Source organism: Caulobacter sp. DWR3-1-2 (assembly GCF_049896225.1).
Classification (GTDB): Bacteria; Pseudomonadota; Alphaproteobacteria; order Caulobacterales; family Caulobacteraceae; genus Caulobacter.
In genome coordinates this window covers 41,648-53,702 of sequence record NZ_JAFCTW010000006.1, presented here as the reverse complement: position 1 = coordinate 53,702, position 12,055 = coordinate 41,648, and the positions used below count along the sequence as shown (strand labels likewise).

General features: G+C 64.3%; 8 protein-coding genes and 6 pseudogenes. 8 read left to right on the top strand and 6 right to left on the bottom strand.

The window, feature by feature from the left end; genetic code table 11:
* Positions 1 to 33 precede the first annotated feature (33 nt).
* The 5 genes and pseudogenes from ACP696_RS10635 to ACP696_RS10615 all read left to right on the top strand — a co-directional run bounded on the left by ACP696_RS10635 (position 34) and on the right by ACP696_RS10615 (position 4,993).
* Positions 34 to 267, top strand: a complete 234-nt coding sequence (locus tag ACP696_RS10635) for a hypothetical protein (RefSeq protein ID WP_426009970.1) — start codon at positions 34 to 36, stop codon at positions 265 to 267.
* 79 nt (positions 268 to 346) lie between these two features.
* Positions 347 to 1,927, top strand: coding sequence for a malate synthase A (gene aceB / locus ACP696_RS10630; RefSeq protein WP_426009972.1), 1,581 nt, complete (start codon positions 347 to 349; stop codon positions 1,925 to 1,927).
* Positions 1,928 to 2,207: 280 nt separating this feature from the next.
* Positions 2,208 to 3,024: pseudogene (locus ACP696_RS10625) on the top strand (IS5 family transposase).
* Between the two features lie 841 nt (positions 3,025 to 3,865).
* Positions 3,866 to 4,510 (top strand): annotated as a pseudogene (locus ACP696_RS10620) (Mu transposase domain-containing protein); the annotation flags it as partial.
* Positions 4,497 to 4,993: pseudogene (locus tag ACP696_RS10615) on the top strand (ATP-binding protein). The pseudogenes ACP696_RS10620 and ACP696_RS10615, both read left to right, overlap by 14 nt.
* A 193-nt stretch (positions 4,994 to 5,186) precedes the next feature.
* Here the strand turns inward: ACP696_RS10615 and ACP696_RS10610 are convergent.
* The 6 genes and pseudogenes from ACP696_RS10610 to ACP696_RS10585 form a co-directional block, all read right to left on the bottom strand.
* Complete coding sequence (locus ACP696_RS10610) at positions 5,187 to 5,591, bottom strand: OsmC family protein (protein WP_426009973.1); 405 nt, start codon at positions 5,589 to 5,591, stop codon at positions 5,187 to 5,189.
* A 136-nt stretch (positions 5,592 to 5,727) separates the two neighbouring features.
* Complete coding sequence (locus tag ACP696_RS10605; RefSeq protein WP_426009974.1) at positions 5,728 to 6,090, bottom strand: hypothetical protein; 363 nt, start codon at positions 6,088 to 6,090, stop codon at positions 5,728 to 5,730.
* 3 nt (positions 6,091 to 6,093) lie between these two features.
* Entirely contained in the window at positions 6,094 to 6,468 is a 375-nt protein-coding gene (locus tag ACP696_RS10600) for a hypothetical protein (protein WP_426009975.1), read from the bottom strand.
* Between the two features lie 8 nt (positions 6,469 to 6,476).
* Positions 6,477 to 6,935, bottom strand: a pseudogene (locus tag ACP696_RS10595) (MBL fold metallo-hydrolase); the annotation flags it as partial.
* Positions 6,936 to 7,072: 137 nt separating this feature from the next.
* Positions 7,073 to 7,657 (bottom strand): Spy/CpxP family protein refolding chaperone, encoded by a 585-nt coding sequence (locus tag ACP696_RS10590; RefSeq protein ID WP_426009976.1) that lies wholly within the window; start codon positions 7,655 to 7,657, stop codon positions 7,073 to 7,075.
* A gap of 465 nt (positions 7,658 to 8,122) precedes the next feature.
* A pseudogene (locus ACP696_RS10585) lies at positions 8,123 to 8,425 on the bottom strand (transposase); the annotation flags it as partial.
* 81 nt (positions 8,426 to 8,506) lie between these two features.
* Here ACP696_RS10585 and ACP696_RS10580 point away from each other — a divergent pair.
* From ACP696_RS10580 to ACP696_RS10570, 3 genes and pseudogenes are all read left to right on the top strand, one after another.
* Positions 8,507 to 9,058 carry a heme NO-binding domain-containing protein gene (locus tag ACP696_RS10580; RefSeq protein WP_426009977.1) on the top strand — a complete coding sequence of 184 codons (552 nt, stop codon included), beginning with the start codon at positions 8,507 to 8,509 and terminating at the stop codon, positions 9,056 to 9,058.
* 9 nt (positions 9,059 to 9,067) lie between these two features.
* Positions 9,068 to 10,936 (top strand): response regulator, encoded by a 1,869-nt coding sequence (locus ACP696_RS10575; protein WP_426009978.1) that lies wholly within the window; start codon positions 9,068 to 9,070, stop codon positions 10,934 to 10,936.
* Positions 10,937 to 11,060: 124 nt separating this feature from the next.
* Positions 11,061 to 12,052 (top strand): annotated as a pseudogene (locus ACP696_RS10570) (IS3 family transposase); the annotation flags it as partial.
* Positions 12,053 to 12,055 lie beyond the last annotated feature (3 nt).

The following is a 12,055-nucleotide window of genomic DNA, read 5'->3' as shown; positions in this document are numbered from 1 at the left end:
CTTTCTTTCCCCACCCGATCAAAGGATTCCATCATGACCGCCACGCAATTTGCTCCCGCCGCCATGCCGAACGCCTCCGCCGAACAACGCGCGATCGATCGGGTGGCCGAGGCCGCCCACCGCCTGAACGAGGCAGTGCAACGGGCCATCGCGGCCGGCTATTCCGTCGAGCTGGTGCGCACCTCGCGTCACCACGACGGGGCGGGCAATTGGGGCGACCAGATCGTCCCGACCGTTCGACCCAATGGCGCCGCCAAGAGCGACTGATCTACAACACCACCTCGTCGATATGCTTGCTCCCGGGCTTTACGCCCGGGAGGCCTCCACAGAGCCTGCAGGATTTCCCATGCCCCTCGACATCGCCGCCAATATCCAGATCAACGGTCCTGTCGAGGGCCGCGCGGTAGAGATCCTGACGCCCGAAGCTTTGGCCTTCGTGGCCGATCTGCACCGCCGGTTCGACGCGCGTCGCCGCGAACTCCTGGTGGCCCGAAGCGTACGCCAGGCTCGTTTCGACGCTGGGGAGCTGCCAGACTTCCTGCCCGATACCGTCGACATCCGCGAGAGCGACTGGACTGTCGCGCCGATCCCAGTCGACCTACAGGATCGCCGCGTCGAAATCACCGGCCCCGTCGATCGCAAGATGATCATCAACGCCCTCAACTGCGGGGCGAAGGTGTTCATGGCCGACTTCGAGGACGCCACCTCTCCGACCTGGTCCAACCTGATCGAAGGCCAGGTCAACCTGAAGGATCGCTGGGCGGGCCAGCTGGCCCACGTCGATCCCAAGTCCGGCAAGAGCTACGCGCTGGGAGAGAACCTGGCCGTCCTGAAAATCCGCCCACGCGGCTGGCACCTGCCTGAACAGCACATGGAAGTGGATGGCCTGCCCGTCAGCGGGGCCTTGTTCGACTTCGGCCTGTACTTTTTCCACAACGCCAAGGCCACCCTGGCGCAAGGCTCGGGTCCTTACTTCTACCTGCCCAAGCTAGAGAGCCACCTGGAGGCGCGCCTCTGGAACGAGGTGTTCGTCCACGCCCAGGCCGCGCTGGGCGTCCCCGACGGCACGATCAAGGCCACGGTGCTGATCGAGACCATCCCTGCCGCCTTCGAGATGGACGAGATCATCTTCGAGCTGCGCGACCACATGGCCGGCCTCAACTGTGGTCGCTGGGACTACATCTTCTCGTTCATCAAGCGCCTGGGCGGACGCGCTGAATTCCTCACGCCGGACCGCTCGGCCATGGTGATGGGCCAGGCCTTCCTGGGCGCCTATTCGCTGAAGCTGATCCAGACCTGCCACCGCCGGGCGGCCTTCGCCATGGGCGGCATGGCGGCCCAGATCCCGATCAAGGGCGACGAGACCGCCAACCAAGCCGCCTTCGCCAAGGTGCGGGCTGACAAGGAACGCGAGGCCGGGGCCGGTCACGACGGCACCTGGGTCGCCCACCCCGACCTGGTGCCCGTGGCCATGGAGGTCTTTGACCGCCTAATGCCGACGCCCAACCAGCTGGACAAGCGCCTCGCCGACCTCACGATCACGCGGCAGCAAATGCTGAAGTTGCATGACGGCGTCCGCACCGAAGCAGGCGTGCGCGAAAACATCCGCGTTGGCGTGCGCTACACTCAGGCCTGGATCGAGGGCCGGGGCGCGGTGCCGCTCTACAACCTGATGGAAGACGCCGCGACCGCCGAAATCTGCCGCACCCAGCTATGGCAATGGCTGCGATTTAACGCGGCGCTGGACGACGGCCGAGACCTAAGCTCGGAGTTGTTCGTCAGCTTCTTCACCCAAGAGCTGACGGAACTTCGTCAGCATTTTCCCAGCGACAGGCTGGAGGACGCTGCGCAACTTTTCTCACGGATGGTGCTGACCGAAGCTCTCGATGAATTCCTCACCCTGCCGGCCTACGAGATGATCGTTTAACGCCGGCTTTCGCGGCGCCCGACTGCGACTGACATGTGTTCCGTGTCGTCTGGCGCCCAAGCGGCCCGTTTGGTCATTGAGCGAAATGCCGTTGAGGGCAAGCCCGCTCGGCTTTGCAAACCTTCGAGGCTCAGGGTCAGCAAACCTCGATTCTCTCAGAGGCTGACCCGAAATGAAGTTGGGTGATTTCAGGCCCTTGTGATTCTGTTGGAGATGCGAGCCATCAACGGAAAACGAAATGTGGACTGAGATCACCTGGGGCAAGCGTGCTTGAAAGGGCCTGCGGTATTCAAGCGATCTAACGGACCAGGAATGGGCGGTTCTGGAGCCGCTGATCGCGGCGCGGTCTCGCCTGGGTCGTCCGGCGAAGTGGTCGTTGCGGACGATCACCAACGCGCTGCTCTATGTTTTGCGCAGCGGTCTGCCGTGGCGGATGCTGCAGGGGGACTTCCCGCCGGTGACGACGGTTCAGCGCTATTTCTACGCTCGGCGCGACAAGGGGCTCTGGCGGACCCTCAATCATCTGTTGCTGATGGATTGCCGGGAGACGGTGGGACGCCAGGCCTCGCCCAGCGCCGGGGTGATCGACAGCCAGAGCGTCAAGACCACCGAAAGCGGCGGGCCTGTTGGGGGAGCCTGTCCTCGGCCAGCCGGAGGCTGGACCGGGGGGACGCGGGCAAGAAGATCAAGGGCCGCAAGCGTCACATCCTCACCGACACCGGCGGCTTGCTCGTCACGGCCCTGGTCCACACAGCCGATATCCGGGACCGTGACGGCGCGCCTGACGTCCTGACCTCGATCCGCGCCAGCTTCCCCTGGCTGCGCCACGTCTTCGCCGACGGCGGCTAGGCTGGCGACAAGCTGCGACACGCCATGGTCGGACGCGGCGACTGGGAGATCGAGATCATCAAGCGATCCAACACCGCCAAACGCACCTTCGTGCTGCTGCCCGCCGCTGGTTGGTGGAGCGCACCTTCGCCTGGCTCGGCCGAAACCGACGCCTGGCCAAGGATTTCGAGGCCACTCTCGCAAGCTCAACCGCATGGCTCTTCATGGCCTCGGTCCAACTCATGACCCGAAGGCTCGCAACACTCTGATCATAATCAGAAACATTATGAGTCAGACTCTGAAGCTTTAGCCTGCGGTTGCTTTCCCGCCACCAAGCATGATGGAGAGCGGTCGCGTGTTCCGGTCTGGGCGTGAGCAATGGCCGGGCAGGCCCGTTTGTGCCGGGCGTGGCATGGAATGCTCGCCCCCGACCGCACGCTGGGCAGGGCGCTGGTCCCGACCTTGTTTTGGGTCGTGATAAGCGATCTGGTCCGACCAGTCAGCGGTGTCTGACACCACGTCCGGTGACATCGATGGCCCAATACACCCACTCGCGCGCATCGCGTCTATGTCGTAACGCTCAGGTTTATAGAGATCGATCCCTTGGCCAACCAAGATGAAGAATTGCCATCCTAAATATGCGCCGCGACCGTCTTTTGCATTGATCCAACCGCAGAAGCCGACAAATGGCGTGGTCTTTTCAAGAACGCCATAGTGCGCGCTGACATCGCGGAACCGAGCGGCTGGATAGTCTTTCAGTTGCGCTTCAAGGCCGCGTCGAGATTCGCGTGCAGCGGCGTGGAAGAAGGACCCCCTTAGCGGGGTGATAGGCGCCTAAAAGGGACCCCTCATTCCGATGGCTTAGGCACGGCGGCTTGGTTCAACCGGGCGGTCGAGATCGGGATGTTGGTCGTGGAGACAGTGGTGCGGATTCGCGGTGAGTCTGCGGCGGGCAAGTCGATCAAGGCGATTTGTCGGGATCTGAGGCTCTGTCGCAAGGTTGTGCGCAAGGCGATCCTGGCGGAGGAAGGCGCGTTCAGCTATCGGCGCGTGACGCAGCCGTTTCCGAAGATCGGCCCGGTGCGCGAACGGCTTGAGCAGCTTCTGACCGAGAACGAGGCGCGGTCCCGGCGGGAGCGGTCCTTCAAGCCGCGCCTGCGGTTCGCCACCCTGGAAGAGCTGAACGGCTGGCTTGAAGCCGAGTGCCGCCGCTGGGCGCGCCTGCACCCCGACGGCTTCCACGAGGTCGAGCACGCGGTGACCGGAACCTGCCTGATCACCTTCGATCGCAACCGCTACTCGGTGATGGCCAGGGCCGCCAAGCGCAAGGTGCAGGTGCGCGCCTATGCCGACAAGATCGTCGTCCGCTGCGCCGGCGAAGTGGTTGCTGAGCATGCCCGGTCCTTCGGCCGGGGCCGGACGATCTATGATCCCTGGCGCTACCTGCCGGTCCTGGCCCGCAAGCCGGGCGCTCTGCGCAACGGCGCGCCGTTCCAGCCCTGACGCGGCTCAGCAAGAAGCTGGGGCGTGGCGGCGGTGCTGATCGATGGCCTGGATGTGGTCGATGACGCCGTCCGCGAGGCCCTGGACGCCGGCGCCGCCAGCGACGGGGTCATCCTCAACATCCTGGCCCGACGGCGCGAGCCACCCAGGCCCGAGGCGATCACCACCTCTCAGGCCCTGGTCCTGCGCCATCCGCCCATCGCCGACTGCGCCCGCTACGACCTGCTGCGAGGTCCCCGTGCAGCGGCATGAGATGATCCAAGCCTTCGCCCAATTGGGCCTGAAGGGCATGGCCGGGGCCTTCGATGAGACCGTCACCACAGGCCTTCAGCGTAACCGCACGGCCATGGAGATCCTGGCTGACCTGCTCAAGGCCGAGACCAACCATCGCCAGGCCGCCTCCATCCGCTATCGCCTGACCGCCGCCAAGCTGCCGAAGCCCGGCGCGGCAAGGCCGGCGCCCTGGCGGCCCAGCTCTCGCGCCTGGACCTCGTGGTCCTCGATGAGCTGGGCTACCTGCCGTTCGCCCAGTCCGGCGGGCAGCGCCTGTTCCATCTGGTCAGCAAGCTCTACGAGCGCACCTCGGTGATCATCACCACCAACCTGACCTTCGGAGCGTGGCCCGCCGTCTTCGGCGACGCCAAGATGACCACGGCGCTGCTCGACCGCCTGACCCACCACTGCGACATCGTCGAGACCGGCAACGACAGCTGGCGACTCAGAAACCGCGCCTAACCGGCACGCCCCGCTTCATCCACAACTTGTTCAACCTCCCCCCAGACCCCCTCCCGGGCAGCTGATCAATCAGTGGCTCACCCCGCGGCGATGCTCTGCGCTGGCTGAGAGCTACGCGCATCGCCGCTCGGAAGCCGAATAGGGGGTCCCGATTGCGCGCCGATGGGGGGTCCCGATTGCGCCGTTTGACAGTCTAGCCTATGCGGCGGATCGTGCCTGTCAACGGCAGGGCCGCCGCGACAGTGTTGGAGATTGTCCCGTACTTGCGCACGTTCTTGTGCAAAAGCTCGAGGCGTTGATCGTCCTCATGGGTGTCGATGATCAGCTCGTAGTCCACGGCGATGAGCATCGGCGGGGCGTCCTGGCGAACGCTGTGCAGGCGCACTTCTACTCCGCGAAGCTCGAAGTTAAGCATCGGTGTGACCCGCTCGATGCCTTTGATCATGCAGGCGGCTATGGACGCTAGAAACAGTTCTGCTGGGTTGAAGGCGTCGGGTCGGCCGTTGACGTCAGTGTCGAGGGCGACCTCAGCTTGTTTGCAGGTGGCCAGGCTCCCGTGAGAGTCCTGACGGACGGCATTGACGCGATATTCCAGCATTTTTCACCGGCACGGGGACGAGAAAGGTTTGCGCTCGCCGGCTTTTGCGCGAGCTCGCCAGCGGTTTAACGCGCGTAGACCTCTATTAGGTTGCCCTCGGCGTCTCGGAGCCACAATTTTCGTGGGGCGGCGGCGGTCAACGCAGGTGGAGGGGAATCTCGACCACGCCCGCATTTGACGATGTGGTATCGAAGGCGACCAAGCGAAGCCGATAGCGCCCAGAAGCCTGCTTCGCGACGGCGCCGGTAAACTGGCTGGGCTGGCCCGCATAGGCTAGCGCCGCCTTGGCTACCTGCCGATCGCCCTGCATCAGTTGCGCCTCGACCTTGTAGGTGTCGGCGTTCCAAATGCCGCCCGGCTCAATGGGGCAACCGCACATCAAACTGACCTTGGCGCTGATCTGCAGAGCGCCACCGGGCGTGACCGGCGCCATCGGGTCAATCACCAGGCCGGGGAAATCCAGTACCCATCCATCGCCGATGATATCGCGACCCGGCAAGATTTACTGGGTCGATGATACCTTGATAGCTGCGGCGGGCTTGCCGACGGGTCCGACCGCCTCAACGCGCCCGAGGGTCGGCTGTTTCAGATCCAGGACCGCCTCGAAGCCGGCCGACGACGGGCCGGCGATACTCATTCCGCGCGTCCGTGGCGTTTTCATGATCAGCGGCGTATCGCCGGCGCCGCCCTTGGTCAGGCCCTTGGCAAGGACCACCCCCGTCCTCGCGTCGACGAGCGTGACCTGCACCCCGCCCATATGGTCCCCGATGAACTTGGCGTCGTGGGCCTGGGCTCGGACCATCGCACGGGTTGGCTCGGCCAAGGCGGCCGAAGCCAGGAAAGCGAGCGAAGCGGCGAGGGTGAGGGCTTTGATCATTGGCCTCATCAAACGGCGTTGAGGCGAATTTTCAAATAGCGAACGCCGTTGTCTTCCGGCTCCGGCAAATGTCCGCCGCGCATGTTGATCTGCACCGAAGGCAGGATCAGGCGTGGCATGCCGAGCGTCTTGTCCCGGGCTTCGCGGAGCGCCACGAAGGCGGCCTCGGTGACCCCTGCGTGCACATGGACGTTGTCCCGCCGCTGCGCGCAGATGGTCGTTTCCCAAGCCAAATCGATCCGTTCGGACGCCTTGTAGTCGTGGCACTGGAAAACCCGGGTAGCGTCGGGCAGGGTCAGTAGCCGCTGGATCGACCGGTAGAGGGTCGCCGCGTCGCCGCCTGGGAAGTCGCAATGGGCCGTTGCCGTAGTCGGGCATGAACAGGGTGTCGCCGACAAAGACGGCGGGCCGATCACATAGGCCATGCAGGCTGGGGTGTGGCCGGGCACGTGCAGGGCGATGGCTTCGCTTACGCTTGTAACCTTGCGCAGTCACTCGCAGGGCCTGCCCCCCAGCGAGCTCAGTACCCGTACGAGTGGACGGGGCGTTCATCTGAACATGTGGCGCAGCCGCACGTCCTTGACCCACGCCCCGTCGCCTCGACCTAATGTGCGTGCGGATGAGGTGGCGTCGCGTCAAGCTTTGTCCGTTGGGCGGGGCTGAGCGCGGCGTACAGGGGGAACAACGCCGCCTTGACCTTCCTGAGGGCCTCCAATCGGTCCGTCATCATCGCCTCGTGGCGATCCAGCCGATCAGGGAGCGACCCGTGCGCGCCCATCATGCCCATGCCGGATTTTGGCATGGCGGCGCCCTGCGGCATCGCCGCCGCAGGCATCATCGGCTTGTCCTTGGGCATTTCCATCCCGGGATGCATCGTCATGCTTTCGCTCATCGCCCGGGCTGCGTCGGCGAAGGCGTCCCACAGAGGTAGCTGTGCGGGTGTCAGGGCGAGTTCTCCCTTCAAGGCGCCCAGCCGGGCCGCACTCATCCCAAGGCCATGCATGTCGGCCATGTCCATCATGCCCCCGCCCATCATGGACGCCCCGGGCTTGGCGCCGGCCTTTGCCGCCGGCATCGACGCAGCGGCGGGCGCGGGGTGGTGAGCGGCGTGCGCATCCGGCTCTGCGGCCCATGCCGTGCTCCCCGCGAGCGCGGCAAGCAAGGAAAGGCATTTGGCTGTCGTCTTCATTTGTTCGGTCCAATTCGAGTTGAGTCGGGACGTCTCGATTGCAGCGGTAGGGGAGGCCGGAGATCAGTGCGGATCGCGCGAGTTTGAAGGCTCGCTTGAGGACCTCGGTGTCATAACGCCGCTCCGAGAAGTTTGATGGCGCCAGGAGAACAAGGTTGCCGCAAGTTTCAATTTGCGTAGCATCAAGCAGCGATCGGATTTTCAAACCTTCCATTTATTGGAGGGTTTCTCGCGGCACAAACTATTGCCATAGGACGAACAATGGCGTTCTGCCACCAAAGTTCCGCAGCTCACCAATAACGGCTCGATGAAGTCTGAGGTGGCGCTGGAAATTCGGACAGTTGGCTAGGGTAGGTTCGACAGCGGTGGTCGGGATTGTCTGGACAGGGATTGCCGCTGGCTAAGTGGAATCGCTGCCGGTTGTGATTGGTCGGGAGTGACGCACCAACTCCGGCGGCGAAAGTTTTATGCCGCGAGGGCTTGGAGCCGGTGGTCGAAACAGGCCTGGTCCGGGGTGCGGGCGCCCAGGCTCGAATGCGGGCGCTTGCGGTTGTAGAAGTCCAGATAGCGGCCGATGCAGGCGCGGGCTTCGGCGACGCTGTCATAGGCCCTCGGATAGACCTCCTCGTACTTGACCGACCGCCACAGCCGTTCGACGAAGACGTTGTCGCGCCAGGCGCCCTTGCCGCCCATACTGATCGCGATGCCGTTGTCGGCCAGCAGGCCGGTGAAGGCCGCGCTGGTGAACTGGCTGCCCTGGTCGGTGTTGCTCGAGATAATTGACCGCTGTTAAGCGGTTTTTATCCGCTCGTCACTAAGGTCTCAAAAGGGCTGCACTTGGGGGCGACTATGAAGGGAATTATCTTCAACCTCTTGCAGGAGGTGGTCACCCAGCACTACAGCGAAGACGTTTGGGACGACCTTATCGACGCCGCTGGCGTCGATGGCGTCTATACCTCAGTTGGCAGCTATTCCGACGATGAGATGACCGCCCTGGTCGGCGCCGCATCTGACAAGCTCGGGCTGCCGCCAGCGGCGGTGCTGCGCTGGTTCGGTCAGCAGGCTATGCCGCTCCTGGCCCAACATTATCCAGGCTTTTTCGAGGGGCACACCTCGGCCCGCTCCTTCATCCTCAGTGTCAACGACGTTATCCACGTCGAGGTCCGCAAGCTCTACGCTGGCGCCGAATGCCCTTACTTCCAGTTCCGCGAAGGGCCGGACGGCAGCCTCAGCATGGACTACCGATCGACCCGCCGGCTCTGCGTCTTGGCGCAAGGCCTCGCTGAAGGGGCCAGCGCTTACTACGGCGAGAACATCGACTTCCAGCACGCCCGGTGCATCGACAAGGGCGATGCGGCCTGTGTCTTCCATATCCGATGGCCGCAGCTGGCGGTCGCCTGAGGCCCGACCTTGGAAGACGATAGCTACCATCTTAACCGCTTGGAGCGGCGCCTGCAGCGAGAACGCGCCACCCGCTTCGCCGCTGAAGCAATCGCCGAGACTAGCACGCGCGAGCTCTTCGTCCATGCTGAGCGGCTGCGGCTGCTGGAAACCATCGCGGTAGCCTGCAATCTCTCCCAGGGTCCCACCGCAGCTCTGAAGACCACCCTCGAACAGGTCTGTCGCTTCACCGGTTGGCCAGTCGGCCATGTCTATGTCCGGCGGCGGGGACGCGACGCCGTGATGGCGTCGGAGAAGCTCTGGTGGGCGCTTGACGGGGCCGACATCGCCGAATTCTACGAGATCTCGGAAAGAAGCACCTTTCCCGCTGGCGTGGGACTGCCCGGCCGGGTCATGGCGGACAAGGCGGCCATTTGGGTCACCGACGTAACCGTCGAAGCGAACTTCCTGCGGGCCGAAGCCGCCAAGCGCTGCGGATTACGTGCAGCCTTCGGCTTCCCGGTCCTAGTCGGAGAGGAGGTCGCCGTCGTTTTGGAGTTCTTCTCCTACAAGGCCGAAGAGCCTGACGAATCCATGCTTCGGATCATGACTCAGATCGGCGCCCAACTCGGCCGGGTGATCGAACGCAGCCGCGCCGAGGCGGATTCCAAGGCCCGCAACAGCAAGCTGGTGCGCTCTGTCAAGGCGGCGCAGGCCCAGCGCGTCGTCGCCGAGGCGGCTAACCGCGCCAAGTCCGTCTTTCTCGCGGTGACCAGTCACGAGGTCCGCACGCCCTTGAATGCCGTTCTCGGCTTGACCGAAGCCTTGGCGCGCACGCCGCTCAATCCCCACCAGCAGACCCTGGTCTACGGCGTGCTGGAGTCCGGCGGACTGCTGCTGCGGCTGCTCAACGCGGTGCTGGACCTAGCCCAGATCGAGGCGGGCAAGATGTCTGCTCAGGTCGAAGCCTTCGATTTGCGCCGCACGATCGAGGCGACCGAGCGGGTCTGGAGGCCACGAGCCCAGGAACTAGGCGTCGAGCTGGTCACCGAACTCGGCGCGCTGCCCGACGATTGCTGCATCGTCTCCGATAAGGGCAAGGTCGAGCAGACGATGATCAACCTGTTGTCCAACGCCCTCAAGTTCTCGCCGCCCGACAGTCAGGTTGTCCTGGCGGTGCGCGCACAGCGAAAGGAAGGGCGGTATCTGGTCTCTGTCGAGGTAATCGATCAAGGACCGGGCATCGCCCCCGCCGACCGCGCCAGAATCTTCCAGGCGTTCGAGCAGACGGATGCGGGCCGCCAGGCCGGGGGCACGGGTCTGGGCTTGGCCATCTGCGCCGGCAACATCGCCAGCCTTAACGGGACCATCGGCCATGACCCGACCAATGCTGGCGGTAGCCGCTTCTGGTTTGAATTCCCTGCCGACGTTGGCAACAAGTTGTCCGGGCCTATCCCGGAAGAACCCCCGGCTACGCAGTCCCACCGGCCGCTGCGCATCCTGGCGGCTGAAGACAACGCCGCCAATCGGCACGTTCTGCGGGTGTTGCTCGACCCCCTAGGCGTGGAGTTGAGATTGGTCGAAGACGGTAAGGAGGCTGTCGAGGCCATGCGGGCTGGCGTCTTCGACATGATCCTGATGGATGCCAACATGCCACGCATGGACGGCGTCACCGCCGTCCGCGCCATACGGGCGTTGAACAGCCACGCCGGTGTGATGCCGATCTTCATGCTGACCGCAAACGTCTTTGAGGCCGATATCCACCGCTATCACGCTGCCGGCGTCGATGGCGTTCTGAAAAAGCCCATCGACGTGGCCGAATTGTTCGCCGTGCTTAGCGCCGCCGCCGCGCGGATTGAGCCGCTCGATATCGCCGTTGCCCTACAGCTAAGGGGCTAGGACCTGGGGCAGCGTTAGCTTTTTCGTCTCGCAAGCAGCTTTTCGGCCCGCCCTATTGTGAGGTGGCGCCGGAAATTCGGACAGTTGGCCAAGGTAGGTTCGGCCTCGATGAAGGACGGGCTTTATGACTGGGAAGCGGAAGCGGTACGCGGCTGATTTGAAGGCAGAGGTCGCGCTGGAGGCGTTGAAGGGGGAGCTGACCCTGTCGCAGTTGGCGGCGAAGCACGGTGTCCATCAGACGATGATCGCGGCGTGACGCAAACAGGCCATCGAGGGGCTTTCCGGGGTGTTCTCCGGCAAGGCCGAGGCGACCGAGGGGGCCCGGGAGGGCGAGATCGACAAGCTGCACGCCAAGATCGGCCAGCTGGTGGTGGAGCGGGATTTTTTAGCCAAGGCCTTCGGTCGTTGAGCCTGGACCGGAGGCGATCGATGATCGACCCCAACGACCCGAAGATCTCGATCCAGCGCCAGTGCGCCCTGGTGTCGATCAGCCGCTCGGCCTTCTACTACCGGCCGGCGGGCGAGACCCCGCTGAACCTGGCGCTGATGCGGCTGATCGACGAGGCGTTCCTGGAGACGCCCTGGTACGGCTCGCGCCAGATGGCCCGCCATCTCCGCCGCCAAGGCTACAGGGTCGGCCGGATGCGGGTTGCGCAGGCTGATGGCCAGGATGGGCCTGGCGCCGATCTATCAGAAGCCGCGTACGACGATCCCGCACACGGAGCACCGGGCCTGCAAGTACCTGCTGCGCGGGCTGGTGATCAACCGGCCCAATCAGGTCTGGTGCGCCGACACTACGTATATCCCGATGCGGCGGGGCTTCCTGTACCTGGGCCGCCAGAGATCTTCCACACCGACCAGGGCAGCCCGTTTACCTCGCCCCGCTTCGTCGACGTGCTGAAGCACGCCGGCGTGCGGGTCTCCATGGACGGCCGCGGCCGCTGGATGGACAATGTCTTCATCGAGCGGCTCTGGCGCAGCCTCAAATATGAGTGCGTCTACATCCACGCCTTCGAGACCGGATCGGAGACGCGGGCCGGCCTGACCAAGTGGATCGGCTACTACAACACCAACCGGCCCCACTCGGCCCTTGCCGGGGCCACCCCCGACGAGGCCTGT

What these genes read in the sequence shown, in the direction of transcription:
- aceB (WP_426009972.1), top strand. Translation starts at nt 347, where the DNA reads ATGCCCCTCGACATCGCCGCCAATATCCAGATCAACGGTCCTGTCGAG.
- ACP696_RS10600 (WP_426009975.1), bottom strand. Translation starts at nt 6,468, where the DNA reads ATGATCAAAGCCCTCACCCTCGCCGCTTCGCTCGCTTTCCTGGCTTCG.
- ACP696_RS10635 (WP_426009970.1), top strand. Translation starts at nt 34, where the DNA reads ATGACCGCCACGCAATTTGCTCCCGCCGCCATGCCGAACGCCTCCGCC.
- ACP696_RS10610 (WP_426009973.1), bottom strand. Translation starts at nt 5,591, where the DNA reads ATGCTGGAATATCGCGTCAATGCCGTCCGTCAGGACTCTCACGGGAGC.
- ACP696_RS10580 (WP_426009977.1), top strand. Translation starts at nt 8,507, where the DNA reads ATGAAGGGAATTATCTTCAACCTCTTGCAGGAGGTGGTCACCCAGCAC.
- ACP696_RS10590 (WP_426009976.1), bottom strand. Translation starts at nt 7,657, where the DNA reads ATGAAGACGACAGCCAAATGCCTTTCCTTGCTTGCCGCGCTCGCGGGG.